Annotated in this window: 17 protein-coding genes, 1 pseudogene and 1 other annotated feature; all 18 genes and pseudogenes read right to left on the reverse strand. The window is 45.1% G+C overall.

What is annotated here, in order from left to right; translation table 11 throughout:
• Positions 1-17: 17 nt before the first annotated feature.
• Positions 18-158: a sequence feature (ribosomal protein L20 leader region), on the reverse strand.
• 57 nt (positions 159-215) lie between these two features.
• On the reverse strand, positions 216-2,144 hold the full coding sequence (gene thrS / locus H9630_RS13715; protein ID WP_191716024.1) for a threonine--tRNA ligase: 1,929 nt from the start codon (positions 2,142-2,144) through the stop codon (positions 216-218).
• A 465-nt stretch (positions 2,145-2,609) separates the two neighbouring features.
• On the reverse strand, positions 2,610-3,545 hold the full coding sequence (gene dnaI, locus H9630_RS13720) for a primosomal protein DnaI (RefSeq protein ID WP_191716025.1): 936 nt from the start codon (positions 3,543-3,545) through the stop codon (positions 2,610-2,612).
• Positions 3,546-4,928 carry a replication initiation and membrane attachment family protein gene (locus H9630_RS13725; RefSeq protein ID WP_191716026.1) on the reverse strand — a complete coding sequence of 461 codons (1,383 nt, stop codon included), beginning with the start codon at positions 4,926-4,928 and terminating at the stop codon, positions 3,546-3,548. It abuts the gene before it with no gap.
• A gap of 11 nt (positions 4,929-4,939) precedes the next feature.
• Positions 4,940-5,416, reverse strand: a complete 477-nt coding sequence (gene nrdR / locus H9630_RS13730; RefSeq protein ID WP_191716027.1) for a transcriptional regulator NrdR — start codon at positions 5,414-5,416, stop codon at positions 4,940-4,942.
• A gap of 113 nt (positions 5,417-5,529) precedes the next feature.
• Complete coding sequence (gene speD / locus H9630_RS13735; RefSeq protein WP_191716028.1) at positions 5,530-5,913, reverse strand: adenosylmethionine decarboxylase; 384 nt, start codon at positions 5,911-5,913, stop codon at positions 5,530-5,532.
• Between the two features lie 316 nt (positions 5,914-6,229).
• Positions 6,230-7,249 (reverse strand): glyceraldehyde-3-phosphate dehydrogenase, encoded by a 1,020-nt coding sequence (locus H9630_RS13740; protein ID WP_191716029.1) that lies wholly within the window; start codon positions 7,247-7,249, stop codon positions 6,230-6,232.
• A 101-nt stretch (positions 7,250-7,350) separates the two neighbouring features.
• Positions 7,351-7,956: a dephospho-CoA kinase gene (gene coaE / locus H9630_RS13745; protein ID WP_191716077.1), complete on the reverse strand. Its 606-nt coding sequence runs from the start codon at positions 7,954-7,956 to the stop codon at positions 7,351-7,353.
• Positions 7,957-7,965: 9 nt separating this feature from the next.
• A complete protein-coding gene (mutM, locus tag H9630_RS13750) occupies positions 7,966-8,835 on the reverse strand; it encodes a bifunctional DNA-formamidopyrimidine glycosylase/DNA-(apurinic or apyrimidinic site) lyase (RefSeq protein ID WP_191716030.1) in 870 nt (289 codons plus the stop codon).
• A gap of 15 nt (positions 8,836-8,850) precedes the next feature.
• A complete protein-coding gene (polA, locus tag H9630_RS13755) occupies positions 8,851-11,487 on the reverse strand; it encodes a DNA polymerase I (RefSeq protein ID WP_191716031.1) in 2,637 nt (878 codons plus the stop codon).
• A 66-nt stretch (positions 11,488-11,553) separates the two neighbouring features.
• Positions 11,554-12,525 (reverse strand): protease modulator HflC, encoded by a 972-nt coding sequence (gene hflC / locus H9630_RS13760; RefSeq protein ID WP_191716032.1) that lies wholly within the window; start codon positions 12,523-12,525, stop codon positions 11,554-11,556.
• On the reverse strand, positions 12,525-13,493 hold the full coding sequence (gene hflK / locus H9630_RS13765) for an FtsH protease activity modulator HflK (RefSeq protein WP_191716033.1): 969 nt from the start codon (positions 13,491-13,493) through the stop codon (positions 12,525-12,527). Before hflK ends, hflC begins: the two co-directional genes overlap by 1 nt.
• A 169-nt stretch (positions 13,494-13,662) precedes the next feature.
• Positions 13,663-14,880: a carboxylate--amine ligase gene (locus tag H9630_RS13770; protein WP_191716034.1), complete on the reverse strand. Its 1,218-nt coding sequence runs from the start codon at positions 14,878-14,880 to the stop codon at positions 13,663-13,665.
• Positions 14,881-14,894: 14 nt separating this feature from the next.
• The gene (gene pnpS, locus H9630_RS13775; protein WP_191716035.1) at positions 14,895-16,292 is read right to left on the reverse strand and encodes a two-component system histidine kinase PnpS; all 1,398 of its coding nucleotides are present in this window, start codon (positions 16,290-16,292) and stop codon (positions 14,895-14,897) included.
• Positions 16,289-16,996: a response regulator transcription factor gene (locus H9630_RS13780; protein WP_191716036.1), complete on the reverse strand. Its 708-nt coding sequence runs from the start codon at positions 16,994-16,996 to the stop codon at positions 16,289-16,291. The genes pnpS and H9630_RS13780 overlap by 4 nt, the downstream gene beginning before the upstream one ends.
• A gap of 83 nt (positions 16,997-17,079) precedes the next feature.
• A complete protein-coding gene (locus H9630_RS13785; protein ID WP_191716037.1) occupies positions 17,080-17,517 on the reverse strand; it encodes a MaoC/PaaZ C-terminal domain-containing protein in 438 nt (145 codons plus the stop codon).
• A gap of 157 nt (positions 17,518-17,674) precedes the next feature.
• Complete coding sequence (gene mdh, locus H9630_RS13790; protein WP_191716038.1) at positions 17,675-18,613, reverse strand: malate dehydrogenase; 939 nt, start codon at positions 18,611-18,613, stop codon at positions 17,675-17,677.
• A 327-nt stretch (positions 18,614-18,940) separates the two neighbouring features.
• Complete coding sequence (gene icd / locus H9630_RS13795; RefSeq protein WP_191716039.1) at positions 18,941-20,209, reverse strand: NADP-dependent isocitrate dehydrogenase; 1,269 nt, start codon at positions 20,207-20,209, stop codon at positions 18,941-18,943.
• Positions 20,210-20,303: 94 nt separating this feature from the next.
• Positions 20,304-20,399: pseudogene (locus H9630_RS13800) on the reverse strand (citrate/2-methylcitrate synthase); the annotation flags it as partial.

Here is a 20,399-nt window from a genome sequence, read left to right on the forward strand (position 1 = left end):
ACCGGTTTACAGGGTTCCGATCAAAACAAAAGCGGGTGGACCACAGAGGTCCACCCGCAAATATGACAACACGCTTCTTTCTGCGTGTAAAAGTCAATCGTGTATACCTGCCAACAATCGGTCGATCAGGTGAGAAGCGGGTGCTCCTGCTTGCACATATAAGTATTCTATAACCTTAACTATAATATCACGTGCCTTTGGACCTGTCAACCCTTCTAGCGAAGTTCGCTTTGAACCAGTTTCACGAAGTCTTCAAATGGCATGCTTTCAGATTTTTGCTCCCCGTATTTGCGGACGTTGACAGAACCGGCTTCCAATTCCTTGTCTCCGATGACCAGCATATAAGGAACTTTCTGCATTTGTGCTTCGCGGATCTTATAGCCCAGCTTTTCATCGCGCTCATCAATGTCCACACGGATCTTGTGATTCTGCAGTTTTTCTTGCAGTTCTTTTGTATAAGCACTGTGTGCATCAAGCGATACTGGAATCAATTCCACCTGGACTGGTGCTAGCCAAGTCGGGAATGCCCCTTTGTATTCTTCAATCAGGAATGCCACAAAACGCTCCATAGTCGAAACGACTCCACGGTGGATTACGACCGGACGGTGCTGTTTGCCATCTTCGCCGATATACGACAAGTCAAAGCGTTCCGGCAGAAGGAAATCAAGCTGGACAGTCGACAATGTTTCTTCTTTGCCAAGCGCCGTTTTCACTTGAACATCCACTTTCGGTCCGTAGAATGCCGCTTCGCCTTCTACTTCGATATAATCGATTTCCAGTTCGTCCATTGCTTCTTTCAGCATGGCTTGTGCGCGGTTCCACATAGCATCATCGTCAAAGTATTTTTCTTTGTCAGCCGGATCGCGGTAGGACAAACGGAATGAATAATCCTTGATGTCGAAATCTTTATAGACTTCCACCACCAAATTAACAACACGCTTGAATTCTTCTTTGATCTGGTCTGGACGGACGAAGATGTGGGCATCGTTCAATGTCATGCCGCGGACACGCTGCAATCCAGACAAAGCACCTGACATTTCGTAGCGGTGCATCAAGCCAAGTTCCGCAATACGGACCGGCATTTGGCGGTATGAATGAATGCCTTGTTTGAAAATCATCATATGATGCGGGCAGTTCATTGGACGCAGCACCAATTCCTCGTTATCCATTTTCATGACCGGGAACATATCATCCTGGTAATGATCCCAGTGGCCGCTCGTTTTATACAGCTCCACGCTTCCCATTACCGGAGTATAAACGTGGTCATAGCCCAGACGTTCTTCTTTGTCGACAATATATCGTTCGATGATGCGGCGGATTGTCGCCCCTTTAGGAAGCCACATCGGCAAGCCTTGCCCAACTTTCTGGGAATTCATGAACAAATCCAGTTCTTTCCCTATTTTGCGATGGTCGCGTTCTTTCGCTTCCTCCAGCATAGCCAAATGCGCTTTCAGGTCTTCTTTCTTGAAGAATGCAGTTCCGTAGATGCGCTGAAGCATTTTGTTGTCGCTGTTCCCTCTCCAATAAGCTCCGGCAACACTCAATAATTTGAACTCTTTCAGTTTTCCTGTCGAAGGCACGTGAATGCCTCGGCACAAGTCAAAAAAGTCGCCTTGTTCGTAGATGGATACTTGATCGCCTTCTGGAATTGCTTCAAGCAGCTCCAATTTGTAAGGATCTTCAATTGCCGCAAAACGTTCTTGAGCTTCTGCACGAGTTACGTCCTGGCGGATGATTTCGAAGTTCTCGTTGATCAGTTGCTTCATTTCTTTTTCAATCAATGGCAAGTCTTCTGAAGTGATGGCTGTCTCTGTATCGATATCGTAATAAAAACCGTTTTCGATGACCGGACCTACACCGAGTTTTGCATCCGGATACATCCGTTTGATTGCTTGTGCCAATAAGTGAGCAGTACTGTGACGCAAAATTTCCAATGCCTCATCCGATTCTGGTGTGATGATGGCGATGTCTCCATCTTCCTTCAACGGTGCACGCAAATCGACTAGTTTGTCGCCTACTTTGCCGGCCAACGCTTTTTTGCGTAATCCCGGACTGATTGATTGTGCAATTTCCTCAGTAGTTGTGCCCTGTTCAAACTCTTTTACTGCTCCATCAGGGAATTTCAGTTGAATCATGTCTGCCATGCCAATCTCTCCTTTTATATGTTCTGCCGGAAATGCCTTGCCACAGGGTCTGGCTTGGTATTCCCGCTTTTCTTTGTCCAGCTTCAGCGGCTCACCTTAAGCCTTATGGCTCTACACAGCCGCTTCCGCCTTTCTTTTTTTCCACGCAAAAAAGCTCCATCCCAAAAGGGACGAAGCTTTAGTTCGTGGTTCCACCCTTCTTCTATTCGATACGGACAGATCCGTTCGAATGAAGCTCTGCATCGGCTAACGGGCCGGTACCGTCAGCTGCTACTGATAAAAACGTTCACAGCTGCTGCTCGAAGGTGGTAAATGGGATTGCCGGTACTTAAGAAGCTTACAGCCTGGGCTTCTCTCTCTGAAAGTCGTACAATTCCACTATTGTCCTTGTCTGCGCATGTAAAATCTTTGCTTGATTGTCTTTACTATAAACCGAAATGGGCTAAAACGCAATACTTCCAGCGGTTAATTCCGGCGATTAAGACCTTCCAGCTTCACTGGCTTGGTCAAGGCACGAATCCGCTCCATGACGCGTGCAGCTTTCAAATCTTCTTTTTCTCCGCGCTGTGAGTAAGTCAGATGATGTTCCAACTCCGAATAACTAAAGTTCGATGACATGAAAGTCGGGAGTTTTTCAGCCATCCGGTAATGGAGAATCGTTCCGAGCACTTCATCGCGCGTCCAGCTCGACATCGCTTCTGCTCCGATATCATCGAGCATCAGGACATCGGCCTTTTTGACGTAGTCGACTTTCTCCTGCAAGGTCTGGTCACCGATTGCTTGTTTCATTTCCCGCATGAATTCAGGGACGAACACCAATACCGTTTTGACATTCAGTTCGGCCAGTTCGTTGGCGGCTGCGCTCAATAAATACGATTTGCCGATGCCGAATTGACCGTACAAATACAAGCCTTTTTCAGGCAGGCTGCCAGGCCCAGTCACCTGATCCAGAAATTCCCCGACAGCCATCAACGCTTCCATCCGGCTTTCGTCTGCATCAAATTTATCCAATGTCGCCTGCATGACTTCTTTCGGCATGTACATGCTGTGAATCAGTGAAGAGGCATGGCGTTTGTTGTCTGCGGCTTCTTTCAAACGGCATTTGGTGTAAGAGATGCCGATGGTGCCGCGCTCCAATACCAGATTCGGTTCGAAACCTTTCAAATGGTTGATGCATGCATCTACACTTGGGCATTTATTGCAGTCATGGGACTGATCAATATATTCATATAACTTCCCAAGCCCTCTATCAATGGTGGAATCATCTATTTCGTCTGCATGGTCTTCCCGGAATTTTTGGACCCCGGGATGGGCCAGCACTTCTTTGCGCATGTCGTTGTATCGCTCAGAGAAAGCAGGCGCATTGACTACACGTTTCAATGTTTCACGAATCGGTTCCATTTAACCACCTTTTCCTTTCTTCAGCGCAAGTTTCGCAAGAAGTTTTTGTTTTTCCACTTCCAGGCTATCGTTTTTCGGTCCGGTCTTGACGACACGTGCCTGATCCTTATTATGGAACCATTCCGGCAGCTTTTCTTCACGCAGCGGTTTTCGGTTTCCGTTGCCTGTAAACGGCTTGGCAACTGTCGTAGGCGAGCCTTCTGATTTCCACTTCATATACTGCATATGCTCGACGCGAGCCAGTTCCATCGCTTCTTTTGCCGTAGTAACATTTTTGCGCAGCCAATGCGAAGCGATTTTTTCCACGTACGCTTTTGTCAGTTTCATATCAGTACGCAAGAGTACATACTGGAGCAGCACATTGACGACAGCCGGCTTCATGCCATGGGTTACCACCAACTGATTGGCCAGCTGGACATCTGCCGGCAGCGGTTCGTTGCCATCAGCGATGTCGCGGAGCACTTGAATCGGTGGCGCCGTTTCCAAATAGGCCAGCAATTCGTCCTGTTTGGTTTTCGGAACTTCCTCTCCTTCTGTTTCCGGCAGTTTCGGAGTTTCCTTCTGCATTTGGACGAGCTGAGGAGCAGTAGTGGAAACTGTCAATTTATAGTACTCGGATGCTGCTCGTTTCAGCCCCTCCACCGTCAAACGGTAATCGTCTTCAATCGCCAGCAAAACCACTTTTTGCATTTCCAATGGCCCCCATCCATACAGATAAGCCAGTTTGGAAATGAACTCTCTGATGACAGCGGTCAAAACTCGCCGAGGCACCAGCTGTTCTGACAGTCCTTGGCGAAGCAAAGTAAAATCAAACTCGAAATCAGATTCGTATCCACCTTTTTTCCGTTCCTGCAAATCCTGCTGTGCCGGAGGATATCCTGCTTTCGCATGGACAGGCTGGAAAATATCCGTGAACGTCCGCGACACTTCGTCAAAATCCGAAGGGATTTCATTGTGCACAAGAAAACGATCGCGTACACGGCGATAAGACGTTTCACCGATTTTGCTGAATAGGAACATCGACAACAAAGGATCCATAAAAAAGGTTTTCGGGTCTAACGGCGGACATAACTCATAGATAAAGCAGCGGTCATCCGTGTTTTTCCGATAAGTCTTCAGCAAACCGATCGCTTCCAATTGAATTCTTGCTTCAAAAATTTTCGCGATGGGGTTTCCCAATGTATTCATCAGCGTGTAATGCGTTGCCTCTTCCTTAGCGCCTTCTGCTTCCGCCCACAGCGTCAAATACAACGCGATGGCTTCCGCTCCAATCATCGGCTGATACAGCATCGTCAACAATTGCCGGTCATAATTTGAGAACGGGTACGGCAAGCGGATCCGATACGGATCAGCAGCTTGTAATTCTTTATAATACGCAGTCATAAGTCACCGCCTTATTCGCTTTTCTTATCTTCCGGACTTTTATTGAGCAAATCCTTCAGTTCGTCGATAAAGACTGTAATGTCTTTGAATTGGCGGTAAACAGAGGCGAAGCGCACATATGCCACTTCATCGATTGTTGCCAGCCGGTTCATGACCAATTCACCGACTTCTTCGGATTTCACTTCCGGGTTGCCTGCTCGGCGCAGGTCTTTCTCGATCGTAAAGACGACTTCTTCCAATACTTCCAAAGATACCGGCCGTTTTTCGCAAGCACGAATTAAGCCCCGCAATACTTTTTCACGGCTGAACTCTTCACGTGACCCATCTTTTTTGACGACAATCAGCGGCATTTCTTCGACTTTTTCGAAAGTGGTAAAGCGGTAACCGCATGACTCACATTCTCTGCGCCTTCTGATTGACTTCATTTCATCGATTGGCCGTGAATCGACAACACGTGTGCCGTTATGTTGGCAAGCTGGACATTTCATTTCGACATCTCCCTAACTTCTCTATCTAGTGTATCTAGTATAACAAAAATTCATTGGGAAAATAGAAAAAGCAGAGGATTTTGTCCCCTGCTTAGTGTTTTTTGTTAAATGGATTATACAGTTACTGAAACTTTGGATTTCTCAACACTGACCGGACCCATACCGCGCGGAATTTCGACAAGCTCACTTGAGGTTGACCCTAGCGCTTCTGCGATATATTTCGCTGCAATAGTTGGATCTAAATCGCCGCAAGTATAAACATCTACACTTGCATAGCCGTGTTCCGGGAAGCTGTGGATGGTTAAGTGAGATTCAGAGATGATCACAACTCCGCTGACACCTTGTGGCGCGAATTTATGAAAAGCTACCTCTCTTACTTCAGCTCCAGATTTGAGTGCAGCATCAACAAAAGTTTGTTCGATAAAATCCATATCGTTTAATTTGTCAAAATCACACTGCCAAAGTTCTGCAATTACGTGACGTCCCATTGTTTCCATGGTTCGTTTTCCCCCTTTGATATCATTTTGTTTTTTGCGCAAAATATTCAAAGTTGACTACCACGGGGGAAAGTTAGTCCAAAGAGGTCCTAACCCTTTAAGCAGTCATGTGAATAAAAATCTTACGCTCCTAATTCCGAGGTACATGATGGAAATTCAGAAGTGGTAGTCGTTTTTCAACTACGATTCATAGTATAAAACGGATTTATCGCAATTGCAATAATAATATCTTTTGGATATTGAAAAACTTTCATTAAATTTTCCATAAAAAAACCCCGTTTCTCCAGACGTTCTGGAAGAAACGGGATGTAAGACCTTATTTAGATACCAGTACCATAGCCTGAGCAACTTTTTTGGTCAAATCGATGACACGTGCTGAATAGCCCCATTCGTTATCATACCATGCCAGAACTTTCACTTTCCGGTCACCAATGACCATTGTCGACAAACCGTCTATAATCGCTGAACTAGGATTGCTGTTGAAGTCGACAGAAACCAACGGCTCCATCGTTAAGCTTAAAATTCCAGCTAAACCATTTTCAGATGCTTCGACAAAAGCCTGATTGACTTCTTCGATGGTCACTCCTGTCTCCAGGTCAACTACCAAATCCACAAGAGATACATTCGGTGTCGGTACACGCAATGCCATACCATGAAGTTTGCCCTGTAATTCAGGCAATACTAATGATAACGCTTTCGCAGCACCTGTAGAAGTTGGAATGATGGATTGTGCACATGCCCGTGCCCGGCGAAGATCTTTATGCGGGTTATCTAAGTTCTGCTGGTCATTTGTGTAAGAGTGGATTGTCGTCATCAAACCGTTTTCGATGCCAAATTTGTCATGGAGCACTTTGACAACAGGCGCAAGACAGTTTGTTGTGCAGCTTGCATTGGAGATGATGTCATGTTGGTCGATATCCAACTTTTCATCGTTGACGCCCATAACGATCGTGATATCCTCTTTTTTGCCAGGTGCCGTCAAAATGACTTTCTTAGCTCCTGCTTCTAAATGCTGAGCCGCTTTCTCGCGTGAATTGAATTTGCCTGTCGCTTCAATGACAATATCAATGCCCATTTCTTTCCATGGCAGATTCAAAGGATTGCGTTCGCTTACCAATTGAACACGTTTCCCGTTAACAATTAATGCATCCTCTTCTGAAGATACGTCACCTGCGAAGGTGCCGTGATTTGTGTCATACTTAATCAAATGCGCCAGGGTTTCAGCTGGATGAGTGGCGTTGACTGCCGTAATTGTGACATCGTCCATCATTATCGCCTGTCTGAAAACCATACGGCCAATACGGCCAAATCCGTTAATTGCAATAGAAACTGTCATGTGGGAGTCCTCCGTTTATAATTAAGTTATACTGATGTTTTTAATTTCTTATATAGTATAACACAATTAACCATTTAGAGAACCTTAAAAACCACATATCTCTATTCTTTTTCTGGACTCGCTTTCCAGTTATCCAAAATTCTGTTCAATTGCCATTTTGTTTCATCCAATGTTCCATTATTGTATATAACCGCATCCGCACCATCTTCTTTCACCGACATCGGCAATTGTGAACTGATGCGAGCCCGTGCCTCTTTTTCCGTAAAGCCGTTTCGCTCCACCAACCGGTTGAATTGATTTTCTTCTGTTACGCTGACGACCAGAATTTTATCCACCAGATGCTGAAGGCGGCTTTCAAACAACAAGGGAATGTCCATAACGATGGTCTTATATCCTTCTGTCATGTAATCATGGCGCTGCTGAAGCATTTCCTGGCGGATGGCCGGGTGGATTATGTCATTCAGGATTTTCCTCTTGGCGGGATCGTTGAAAATGATTTCCCCCACTTTTGGCCGGTCCATCGTTCCATCTTCCCGAATTACCTCCGGACCGAATGCCTGTTCAATTTGTTCGAGTGTATCGGAACCTGGTTCTACAACCTGACGCGCAACAAGGTCCGCATCAATAATCGGATATCCAGAGTTTTTCAGCATTTCCGATACCGTGCTTTTTCCACTGGCAATACTGCCTGTCAATCCAATGATCATCATCCATCCTCATTTCTGGCAAGCGGGACAGTAAACCGATGCCCGCCCGCCTATTTTCAAGGTTTTTGTCATCGTTCCACATACCATGCATTGTTTTTTTCCATACATGCCAAAACGGTTTTGCATGCTGCCCGATTCGCCGTTGATGTTGCGGTAATCCGAAATGGTACTGCCTCCTGCTTCAATGCTTTCCAGTAAAACGGCCACAATGGCTTCGAATAGTTCCACTTTGCGTTTTTTGCTGATCCGGCTGGCAGCCCGTTTCGGGTGAATTTTCATTTTAAAAAGCGCTTCAGTAGCATAAATGTTGCCGCAGCCAGAAATGACCTGGCCATCCATGATCACTTCTTTGATGGCCTTGTTCCGGTATTTTGGGCTTTCCGCCATCAAAAGGAAATGATCGAGGGCGACTGCTTCAAAAGGCTCTGGTGCCATCAGCAGCAAGGGCGGAAAATCCGCCTCTTCCTGCAATACCCTCATTTCCCCGAAGCGGCGGATATCAGAAAACGCCAGTAAATTGCCATCGCTTAATGTTAGGACCACATGGACATGCCGCCGGAATTTGTCTTCAGGAATGGACTGCAGCTGGTCGACATAAAACCAGGCTCCCGACATCCCCAAATGATTGACCAATAAAAATTCGTTTTCATTTCGCAATGTAAAATAAATGTATTTGCTGCGCCGTTCGACACGGATGATTTGTGCACCGACCAGGCTATCGATAAACCGGTCAGCTTCCATCCGTTTAATGATCGCTTCTTTGCCGTTCGTTTTCGACACACGGATGGTGTCTGAAACTTCTACTGCTTCAATCTTTTTTCCAATAGAGACGGGACGGATCTGCCGAACGACACCTTCCACTTCCGGAAGTTCAGGCATATCGTTGCCCTCCTGTCATTTAGTGTCGTACCAAGTGTCGCCTTGTGCAATGTCGACTTTTAATGGAACGCTCAGCTTCACTGCATTTTCCATTATTTCAGGCACCAATTTCATGAGTTTGTCCACTTCTTCCGGCGGTGCTTCAAAAATCAATTCATCATGCACTTGCAGCAACATGCGCGTTTGCATATCTTCACGCTCTAATGCGGCATCCATATCGATCATAGCTTTTTTGATGATGTCTGCTGCACTGCCTTGAATCGGTGTATTCATTGCCGTCCGCTCAGCAAAACTGCGCAAATTGAAATTCGAGCTGGTAATGTCCGGCAAGTAACGCCGGCGGTTCATCAAAGTCGTCACAAACCCATCCCGCTTGGCATCTGCAACAATAGTAGTCATATACGTCTTAACGCCAGGGAAGCTTTCGAAATAACGCTCGATAAATGCTGCCGCTTCTTTCCGGGTGATGTTCAGGTTCTGTGACAGGCCATAATCGCTGATGCCGTAGACAATTCCGAAGTTGACGGCTTTTGCCGCTCTTCGCATATCGCCGGTAACTTGTTCTTCAGGCACGTGGAAAACATCGCTTGCTGTCGTCGTATGGATATCGCGATCGTCTTTAAATGCCTGAACCAATCGCTCATCTTCCGACATATCCGCCAATACTCGTAATTCAATCTGCGAATAATCGGCGGCCACCATCACCCAGCCCGGTTCGGATGGAACAAAGGCTTTGCGGATCTTGCGTCCTTCTTCCAGGCGCACAGGAATGTTCTGCAGATTCGGATTGGTGGAACTGAGGCGTCCCGTTGTCGTCAGTGCTTGCTGGAAGCGTGTATGGACTTTGCCGTCTTTATGGATTTCTTTCAATAAACCTTCTATATAAGTAGACAACAACTTGCCTAATTGGCGGTACAACAAGATATGGGAAATAATTTCATGCTGGCCTTCCAGTTTCTCCAGGACGTCCGCTGCTGTTGAATAGCCTGTCTTCGTTTTCTTCAACGCCGGCAATCCCAAATGCTCAAACAGGACTACACCCAGTTGCTTCGGTGAATTGATATTGAATTCCTGTCCAGCCAGACTGTAAATGTCCGACTCGATTTTCTCCAGCTTATGGGACAATTCCTTGCCCATTTCGGATAATTGGTTGCGGTCGACCATGACGCCCAATGATTCCATTTGGCCAAGAACAGTCGCTAGCGGCAATTCCAGTTTGTCATACAAATCAAATTGCTCGTTTTCTTCCAGCTTGTCTACGACCAACGGACGCACTTTCCAAATGGTCCGTGCTTTTCTGGCGATATGCTCGTGTAGAATTGAATCTTCCGGCACTTTCTTCTTAGCGCCTTTTCCGTAAATCTGTTCATTGGTGGAAACATCTGTATAGCCATACTCTTGCACAATGCTCGCCATATCCGTGTAAGTGAGCGAAGGATTGACGATGTAAGCGCCCAGCATCAAATCGAAATCGACGCCTTTCAGCTCAATGCCACAGCGCAAAAATGCTGCGGTTGCGGCTTTCGAATCCGCCATGAATTTTTTCTTCGATGGATCTTTGAACCAATCACGGAATTCCTTCGACTGCTCCACAACCCCCATGGGAATCACATACGTTTCCGTGTCAGTCGCCAGAGAGACCCCAAGCAAATCACAGCTATGGTAATGCTCATCATACAATTCCAGGTGAACCGCCATTTCATCCTTCAGAATAGCCGGATCCACAGTTGACAGCACTTCGAATGTCAATTCTTCTTTGACGGTTTCTTCAGCTGTATAATCCATTTTCTCCAATAAGGATTTAAACGCCAGTTCATTCCAAACTTTCACCAATTCATCCTGGTCCGGTCCTGCATAGCTTAATTCCTCGATGCTGATGTCAATCGGTGCATTGCGTTCGATGGTAGCCAGTTGTTTGCTGATATAGGCAAGATCTTCATTGGCAACCAACTTTTCCTTCATTTTTCCTTTTTGCTGTTCAATGGCTTCATAGACGCCTTCAACCGATCCATGGGCTGCCAACAATTTCAACGCCGTTTTTTCACCGACACCCGGCACACCCGGAATATTATCTGAAGAGTCGCCCATCAGCCCTTTCATGTCGATGATTTGAAGAGGTGTCAGTCCATACTTTTCTTTAATATGTTCTACTGTATATTTCTCAATATCGGTGATGCCTTTTCGGGTGATGTAAACGGTTGTCGACGGCGAAGCCAATTGCGTCAAATCTTTATCTCCTGAAATGACCACTACTTCGTCGCCTTCCCGCTCCGCTTCCAAGCTCAAGGTACCGATAATATCATCCGCTTCGTAATTCTCCAATTCATAGCGTTTGATCCGGTACGCATCGATCAATTTTTTCAAATAAGGAAATTGTTCCGATAACTCAGGCGGCGTCTTTTGCCGTCCGCCTTTGTATTCGCTGAACGTCTTATGCCGGAAAGTCGTTTTCCCCGCGTCAAAAGCTACGATCATATGTGTCGGCTTTTCTTCCTCCAATACCCGTTGAAGCATCATGGTAAATCCGTATACTGCATTCGTATGGATGCCATTTTCATTGGTCAACAGCGGCAAGGCGAAAAACGCACGATACGCCAAGCTGTTCCCATCTAATAAAAGTATTTTCTTTGCCACAAAATTACCCCTTTCCATAAAAAAAGCCGTCATTCCCTTTATTTTACCACGCGGGCAAATAGAAGAGAAATGACGGCCTTGGCCTTATTCGAAATTACCGGATAGAATATCCGCATATGGAGAATCCGACGGCAGAATAATCACTGTGTCATCACCAATTGTTTTCTTATAGGATTCCAATGAACGGTACAGTTCATAGAATTCGGGATCTTTCGAGAATGATTGGTTATAGATTTTCGCAGCTTCCGACTCACCTTCAGCCTGGATCAATGCCGCTTCCTTACGTGCCGTCGCAATTACTTCCTGCGCTTCCCGATCAGCTTGTGCTTCGATTTCACGTTTTTTCGCATCGCCTTGTGACAAATAGTCCTGAGCGGTGGAATCACGTTCTGAAATCATCCGCGTGTACACGGACTGCTCATTTTCTTCAGGCAGATCCGTACGCTTGATGCGGACATCCATCACTCGGATGCCGTATTGATCTTTTTCCAGCAGCTCATTGACTTTAGCAGTGACATTATCGTTCAGGCTACCGCGGGACGAATTTTCATCATTGATGATTTCATCGTAATTCAATTGCCCAAGTTCTGTCCGTACCACTGAATAAATGAATTCTTCCATCCGGCTTTCTGCATTGACGATCGTCCCGGCATTTGAAATAAGATCAAGCGGATTCACTACGTGCCAAACTGCATAATTATCAATAATGATGCGTTTTTTGTCTTTGGTGTTGATTTCCGCTTCGGACACGTCATAAGTCATTTGGTAGTTCGGCAAAGTCGTAACACTTTGGATAAAAGGGATTTTCATTTTGATGCCAGGCTCTTCCTGGATTTTTACAACTTCCCCAAACTGGCGGACAACCCGGTATTCACTTTCCTTCACCACATAAACGTTCGTCAAAACGATAAGCAGCACAGCGAAAGCGATTGTCAGACCGGCTATCAACTTCCAGTATTTTTTGAAATCAATGGGATCTTTCGGTTCTTTTTTCTTTTTCGGTTTTGCATAAGGGTTGTATTTTTTCACTTCATCTAAGGGTTTATTCGGTTCCATTAATTGCCGCCCCCTTCTTCTTCCGTTTCAGCCGCGGGCGGAACTGCTGTCTGCAGCCCATCCAGCGGCAAGTACTTCATGGTCCCGCCATCGTCGTTCATAATGTACAGTTTCGCATTTGGCAGAACGGATTCCAGCGTTTCCATGACGATCCGCTGTTTCGTCACTTCGGGATTGTTGTCATATTCCAGATACAGCTTATCGAATAAAGCCACATCCCCTGTTGCCTGTTGGACACGAGCAACTTTTTCACCTTCTGCACGTGAATTGATGGCGGCTTTTTCGCCCAACGCTTCGTTGCGTTTTTGGTTTTCATACTTCTTCGCTTCATTGATTTTCGTATTCATCGTTTCTCGGGCATCGGTTACATTTGTAAATGCCGCGCGCACTTCTTCGTTCGGCAGCTCGACGTCCTGCAGTTTGACTGCCAGAACCGTGATGCCGATATCGTATTTCTCAATCAATGAGGCGAGCAAATCGCGGGTTTCGGCTTCAATTTCGGCCTTTCCGGATGTCAGGGCATCATCGATCAATGAACTGCCGATGATGGAGCGGATGGAAGCAGAGGTTGCATCGTGCAAAATGTCCTGTGGCGCTTCCGCATTAAACAAGTATTTTTTAGGGTCCGTGATTTTCCACTGGACTACCAAGTCAGTTAAGACGATGTTTTCGTCTCCTGTAATCATCTTGGTTTCCTTATCGAAAGCCACAATCTCCCCTTCAGCGTTCTGGTTATAGCCGAATTGCAGGCTATACGTTTCTTTGGAGAGGATTTCCGCTTTTTGAATTGGCCAAGGCAATTTGAAATGCAGTCCGGCCTCTGTATTGGTTTCATTTGCTACACCAAATGTAACAATGACTGCCTGTTCGGATTCATCTACTGTATACCAGGAAGTAAAGACTGCAATAAGCAGAAGTATTCCCACAATAGACAAACCGATCACCGACAACAACTTTTTCGTCGACATGATAAGTCCCCCTTTTTCTTGTTATCTGTAATACGGAATAATTGTAAAATAGTTTCATAAAAATAGAAAAAGAGCCCGGGGAAGGACTCTTTTTCCAATTATGCGGTTGAAGGGGGTTCTATTAAACCTTACCATCCGACTGTGAAGCTGGTGTTAAGTTACTGTAAAATTACCATTGATTGTTTTTGTACTTTTTATAGTAATTCACTTGCCGTGCCAGCAAATAGAGCTTGCGCTTTAAATGCTTGTCTTTTTTGTAGAACAAAGGATTGCCGTACTGGCCTTTCTTAATCAGGCGCTTGATGTCTTTGAGAACTGCTTTGTTATCTACGAAATTGCGCAGGACAGCTTTCGGCACAACCGTAAACAGGAAATCCTCGTTCAGATATGTCACCGGCTTGTCCGCCCGATAAATCAGGTCATCGACAAAATACTCAGCCATATTATGGCCAAGAGCGGTCACATAATAGCTTGAACGGCCCTGTCGAATGTTTACTTCGAACACTTTGAATTTTTTGTCACGTGCATCGTATTTCAAATCGAAATTCGCAAAACCGGTATAACCGACAGCTTCCAGGAAATTCTGCAGCTTGACCATCATTTCTTTATCGAAACGTGTAATCAATGCGGTATAATTCCCGATGGCCGTAACAGTATGCTCCTGCAAAACTACTTGAGCAAATGTCACCAACTGCGTCTTACCTTTTGAATTCGCATAAATAACCGAATCCCACATGAAAGTGTCGTCTCCCGGGATATAATCCTGGATGATCAATTCGTCGCTATAACCGCTTGCTTTGATTTGCTGGATGACGTTGTGCATCTCTTTCGGGCTATCGACTTTATAGACTTTCTGCTGCCCTTCAAACTTGTTTCGGCTGTATTCGATCCCGTTGCTCGGCTTGATGATGATTGGGTACATCATTTCTTCCTCGAACGGTTCAGCTGATTTGCAGTCATAGAAAAATGTCGTTGGCGTTTCGATGCCATGCACTTTACACAATTCATAGAAATTCGCTTTGACCTGCAGCTGGTTCATCAAATCTTCCGTAATATAATTGAAGACATAGTGCTCGCGCAAAATTTTTGCGTTTTCGATAATCAACCGAACATACAGGTCATTGGTTCCGATCAGCAAAAGCGTTTTTCCAGGTGCTCGGTACTTTTCGGCAATATCAATTAAGATATCGGCAAACTGGGAATCTTCCGCCAAGCCAGAACGTAATTCGATCGTTTCGGTAATTGTGCTCAATGAAGTAAATGATAACGGTTCTTTACCGACTAAAATCGGTTTGATGCCATATGCTTCGTGAAAAGAAATGGCCATATTATAGGCATTCATGTCTGTGCCGATGATGATTGGCAAAAATGGGTGTTTGGTTTCCATACTTTCCTCCTAAATTAACTAGCCAATGGCAAATAAATGGTGAATGTCGTGCCGACGCCAACTTCGCTGTCGACTTCCACTTTTCCATGATGCGCCTCGATTAAATGTTTGACAATGGAGAGACCCAGACCGGTGCCGCCTGAATTGCGGCTGCGTGCACGGTCAACACGGTAAAAACGCTCAAATAAACGGCCGATTTCTGAGCTTTCAATACCGATTCCTTGGTCTGCCACTTGAATGACGGCTTGCTCGCCTTTAACGAAAAGCCGGATATTGATTTCTGTATTGGCACTAGAATATGTAACAGCATTGATCAATAGATTCATGATCACTTGAATTAACCGGTTAGCGTCACCGAATACAGTGGCCGGCCTTACATCCAGCTTTAAGCGGATCGATTTTTCATCAAGTTTCGGTTGAATCATTTCGACTGCCCGTTTAATGACCGCTTTCATATCCGTCGGCTGGGCTTTGACGTCAAATCCACTTTGTTCAACTCTTGATAAGTCCAACAAGTCATTAATGAGCATCTCCAGCCGGTTGCTTTCGGTATGGACAATTTCCAGAAACGACAATAACGTTTCTGTATCCTTATAGGCACCATCAAGCAGCGTCTCTGAAAATCCTTTAATGGAAGTGACCGGCGTCCGAAGTTCATGGGAAACGTTTGCGACAAAATCTTTGCGGATCTGTTCCAACCGCTTCAGTTCCGTAATATCATGGAAGACAATTACAATGCCAAGCCAGCGCTGATGTTCTCCGATTACCGGTGCCCCGTATACGTTTAAATTTTTTAAGGTTAACCCCGACATAAATTCAATTTGGGCACGGGAATGGGTTTCCGTCATGAACACATCTTCAATAAAGCTTTCCAATTCTATTGGGATTCGAAGCTCTTTGTAGAACTTGCCCATGACATGATCGGGAGCCAAATCGAATTCTTCCAGAAATGGTTTATTGACAAGTGAAATGCCTCCTTGCCGATCAATCATGATCAACGCGCTGCCCATATTTTCAATCAGTGTTTTCAACCGTTCCTGTTCCATGATACGGACTGCTGTAATTTCCTGCAAATTTCGCGCTAGTACATTGATGGTCCGGCTTAATCCAACACTGCTTTGTGCATTTGATTCAGATGCACGTGCCCGGTAATTTCCTTTTACCAATTCCATAGCCGTCTCGGTGGCATTTTCAATCGGTTTGATATGGACATCGATGATTCTGCTGCCCACGATGCCTGAAAACACCAAAGCTGCCGCAAATGCCAAAAATAAAACAAGCCAGATATTCGAATTATCCTCAGTACCTTCGTAGAATTGCAGTATCTGAAGAACGATCATGAACAGACCCGTAAGCATCGTTCCAATCCACACCAGCAAGGTGAGCAACAGCCGATGCCGAAAAGATTTCATGAGCTTTTCGGCTCCTCAAACTTATAGCCCAATCCCCTGATCGTTTTGATGAAGGTCGGTTTCCGGCTGTTTTCTTCTATTTTATCGCGCAAATGGCTGATATGGACGTCAACAATGCGAGTATCTCCTGCAAAATCATATTTCCAAACAGCACTCAGCAACTGATCCCGTGTTAACACACGATTTTTATTTTCCATCAAATAGACCAGAAGCTCAAATTCTTTAGGCGTAAATTCCAACTGCTCCTTATTGAGAAATACTTCGAATCGATCAGGATAAACATCCAATTTTCCGAGAGAAATCGGTGCGGATGAATCCTGTTGCGGAGTCGGGACATTGTTCGCTCTTCTCAACACCGCTTTAATGCGCGCAACTACTTCTCTTGGACTGAACGGTTTGGTCATGTAATCGTCCGCTCCCAATTCCAGACCCAAGACTTTATCGAACTCATCACCTTTTGCAGTCAACATAATAATCGGTGTATTGATTTTTTGCTGGCGCAGCGATTTACAGACTTCTACGCCATCCATTGATGGAAGCATGAGATCCAAGACAATCAAAGATGGATTCTCGCTCAGAGCCAAATCGTAGCCCTGTTTGCCATCGTTGGCGATAATAGTTTCAAAACCCGCTTGGACAAGGTTATAGGATAATAAGGTTGCAATTGAATGTTCATCTTCAATGATCAATATTTTCTTCAGCATTTTACATCCTCCACACTCAGTTTGAAACCCCCATCTCAAACCGCGTCAGAAATTATCTATTGCATAAGTTGTTACTTGTTCCCCTATTGCGGTGGGTTAGCTGTGATTTGACCTTGAACCACGACATCCCCGTGTTCATCGCTTCCTTGAACTTGGATGACAACCTCATTATGCTTGATATCCACTTCGGTGACTTCCAATAAAAAATCAATCGTCGCGTAATGGTGGACGGGTTTTAAAAACTTCAGCTCCTGTCCGGTAATATACGAACCGGGGCCCGGTATATATTTGGAAACCGCTGATGTAAGAATGCCCGTCAACATAATATTCGGCACCACAGGCTTTTCAAAAGCGGTTTGCGCCGCAAAATCGTGTTGAATATACAGCGGATTGCTGTCATTAGTCAAACCCAGATAAAGAAGAAGATCTTTGTCTTCAATTTTTTCTGTCAGTTTCAGTTTTTCTCCGATTTTGATGTCTTCTACTCGCCGGCCTAATTTCCGCTTTTTCCCAAGCAACAAATAACATCCCTCCAATTAACTTGATACTCTTATAGTATCAAGTTAATCAATGAAAGTGCAAGCGCCCAAGGTACCGGGAACATTTGAATGCAGAGGGCTGCCGATTTTTAAGGACAGAAAAACGGACAGGAGTTCCCCTGTCCGCTTCGCACATTGCCTATGCCAATACTTTCATGACCGCTTTAACCGAATTGGCTGACTGGTTCAACAATGTTTTTTCTTCTTCATTCAAATCAATTTCAATTATTTTTTCAATGCCGCCCGCACCCAAAATGGTTGGCACACCTAAGTAGATGCCATTCAATCCATACTCGCCTTCCAAATAAGCGATGGACGGCAGGATGCGGCGCTGGTCTTTGATGATGGCCTCTGCCATTTCAACCAGTGATGCGGCAGGTGCGTAATAAGCTGAACCATTCCCCAACAGATTGACGATTTCAGCTCCGCCTTTGCGCGTGCGCTCCACAATTTCATCTAAGCGCTCTTTTGCAATCATCGACTCCAGTGGGATTCCACCAGCATAAGAATACCTCACAAGCGGTACCATGTCATCACCATGTCCTCCTAGCACGAATCCAGTCACATCTTTGACTGAAATGTTCAATTCTTCAGCTACGAACGTGCGGAAACGTGCGGAATCCAGGACGCCCGATTGTCCGATAACACGTTCTTTCGGAAAGCCGGATGCCTGGAAAACCGTGTACGTCATGGCATCAACAGGATTTGTCAGAACGATGATTGTCGTCTCCGGAGAGTACTTCACAATATCCGCTGTAACAGCTTTCATGACTTTCTGGTTGGTTTGGACCAAATCATCCCGGCTCATGCCAGGTTTACGGGCAATCCCAGCTGTGATGATGACCAGATCTGAATCCTTGGTATCTTCGTAATTGGATGTGCCTGATACGCGGGCATCGAATCCTTGTACAGGACCAGCCTCCGCCATATCCAAAGCCTTTCCTTTTGCCGGATTTTCCATCGGAGGAATATCAACCAACACGACATCTCCCAGCTCTTTTTGAGCCAATAGGAATGCCGTTGTCGCCCCGGTGAAGCCAGAACCAATCACTGAAATCTTTTTACGCTTGAATGTCATGAACGATCTCTCCTTTAACAGTAGTTGAGTTGAAATAAAACATCTTCTTCCCGTGGCAGCTGCTGCCGCTTTGGGTACAGCGAAGCCAGTTGCTCCTAAGCAAGCAGCGCGCGTCGCTATAATAATTTAGTAAGAAAGATGTATGTTTTCTTTCTTTACCCTAAAGGAATTGGACCAAAACAGCGGACATCCCAAAAGGAGCATGACAGCCTGTTAACAAATGGCCAGCAGTGAAAACCGACAAACGTTCTGGTGAATATTTATCAGAAATAATTGCGACAAAAAAAGGAGGGGAAAATCCCCCTCCTTTTTGCTTGTCATTTACTCTTATAGGTTTTTGATCAATTCATCAGCAAACTCAGAGCATTTCACTTCTGTAGCGCCGTCCATTAGACGAGCAAAGTCATAAGTTACAACTTTAGAAGCAATTGTTTTCTCCATAGAGTTTGTGATCATTTTAGCAGCTTCTCCCCATCCTAGGTGTTCAAGCATCAATACACCTGAAAGGATAACTGAAGAAGGGTTTACTTTATCAAGGCCAGCATATTTAGGAGCTGTTCCGTGAGTTGCTTCGAAAATCGCATGTCCAGTATCATAGTTGATGTTCGCTCCAGGAGCAATACCAATTCCGCCTACTTGAGCAGCCAAAGCATCAGAGATGTAATCTCCGTTCAAGTTCATTGTTGCAACAACATCGAACTCGCTTGGGCGTGTAAGGATTTGTTGAAGGAAGATATCAGCGATTGAATCTTTAACAAGGATTTTACCTGAAGCAAGTGCTTCTTCCTGTGCTTTGTTCGCAGCGTCTGTACCTTTTTCATCTTTAATTGCATCATATTCGTTCCATGTAAATACTTTATCGCCGAATTCTTGTTCAGCCACTTCATAGCCCCAGTTTTTGAAAGCTCCTTCAGTGAACTTCATGATGTTACCTTTGTGAACTAGTGTCAATGATTCGCGGCCTTCAGAAATTGCATAGTTGATTGCAGCGCGCACTAAACGTTTTGTTCCATCTTCTGAAATCGGTTTGATGCCGATACCTGAAGACTCAGGGAAACGGATGTTTTTAACGCCCATTTCATCCTGTAGGAATGAAATCAATTTTTTCACTTCATCTGAACCGTTAGCGTATTCGATACCAGCATAGATATCTTCAGTGTTTTCGCGGAAAATAACCATGTCCGTGTCTTCAGGACGTTTTACCGGTGAAGGTACGCCGTCGAAGTAACGAACTGGACGCAAGCAAGTGTACAAATCAAGTTCCTGGCGAAGTGCTACGTTCAATGAACGGATACCGCCGCCGATTGGCGTAGTAAGAGGTCCTTTGATAGCGATCAAGTACTCACGGATTACTTCAAGAGTTTCTTCAGGAAGCCATTCTCCTGTTTCGTCGAATGCTTTTTGTCCTGCAAGAACTTCTTTCCAGACAATTGATTTTTCACCGTTATAAGCTTTTGTTACTGCTTCTTCTAAAACGCGTGAAGCTGCATTCCAGATATCCGGTCCTGTTCCGTCACCGATAATATAAGGGATTACTGCGTTATTTGGAACATTCAAGACACCGTTTTCTACTGAAATTTTTTCGCCGTTAGTCATTTGTAATTTCCTCCTGTGGTCAAAGTCATAGGGCTGCACAAAAAGTGCTAGCCCTATGAGTTATATTTTTTTGTGGATCTGAAATGAATACTCCTTAGCGTTCTTCAACCGGTACATACGTCTGCATGCCAGGCCCGATGTATTCCGCACGCGGGCGGATCAGGCGGTTGTTCGAATACTGCTCAAGGAT

This window comes from Planococcus wigleyi, assembly GCF_014836985.1.
Lineage (GTDB): Bacteria > Bacillota > Bacilli > Bacillales_A > Planococcaceae > Planococcus > Planococcus notacanthi.

Excerpts from the sequence above, each read along its gene's own strand:
- mdh (WP_191716038.1), bottom strand. The coding sequence starts at position 18,613 with ATGACATTCAAGCGTAAAAAGATTTCAGTGATTGGTTCTGGCTTCACC.
- H9630_RS13770 (WP_191716034.1), bottom strand. The coding sequence starts at position 14,880 with ATGGAAACCAAACACCCATTTTTGCCAATCATCATCGGCACAGACATG.
- hflC (WP_191716032.1), bottom strand. The coding sequence starts at position 12,525 with ATGGAACCGAATAAACCCTTAGATGAAGTGAAAAAATACAACCCTTAT.
- icd (WP_191716039.1), bottom strand. The coding sequence starts at position 20,209 with ATGACTAACGGCGAAAAAATTTCAGTAGAAAACGGTGTCTTGAATGTT.
- thrS (WP_191716024.1), bottom strand. The coding sequence starts at position 2,144 with ATGGCAGACATGATTCAACTGAAATTCCCTGATGGAGCAGTAAAAGAG.
- pnpS (WP_191716035.1), bottom strand. The coding sequence starts at position 16,292 with ATGAAATCTTTTCGGCATCGGCTGTTGCTCACCTTGCTGGTGTGGATT.
- coaE (WP_191716077.1), bottom strand. The coding sequence starts at position 7,956 with ATGATCATTGGATTGACAGGCAGTATTGCCAGTGGAAAAAGCACGGTA.
- polA (WP_191716031.1), bottom strand. The coding sequence starts at position 11,487 with ATGGAAAGGGGTAATTTTGTGGCAAAGAAAATACTTTTATTAGATGGG.
- H9630_RS13780 (WP_191716036.1), bottom strand. The coding sequence starts at position 16,996 with ATGCTGAAGAAAATATTGATCATTGAAGATGAACATTCAATTGCAACC.
- nrdR (WP_191716027.1), bottom strand. The coding sequence starts at position 5,416 with ATGAAATGTCCAGCTTGCCAACATAACGGCACACGTGTTGTCGATTCA.
- hflK (WP_191716033.1), bottom strand. The coding sequence starts at position 13,493 with ATGTCGACGAAAAAGTTGTTGTCGGTGATCGGTTTGTCTATTGTGGGA.
- H9630_RS13725 (WP_191716026.1), bottom strand. The coding sequence starts at position 4,928 with ATGACTGCGTATTATAAAGAATTACAAGCTGCTGATCCGTATCGGATC.
- mutM (WP_191716030.1), bottom strand. The coding sequence starts at position 8,835 with ATGCCTGAACTTCCGGAAGTGGAAGGTGTCGTTCGGCAGATCCGTCCC.
- speD (WP_191716028.1), bottom strand. The coding sequence starts at position 5,913 with ATGGAAACAATGGGACGTCACGTAATTGCAGAACTTTGGCAGTGTGAT.
- dnaI (WP_191716025.1), bottom strand. The coding sequence starts at position 3,545 with ATGGAACCGATTCGTGAAACATTGAAACGTGTAGTCAATGCGCCTGCT.
- H9630_RS13740 (WP_191716029.1), bottom strand. The coding sequence starts at position 7,249 with ATGACAGTTTCTATTGCAATTAACGGATTTGGCCGTATTGGCCGTATG.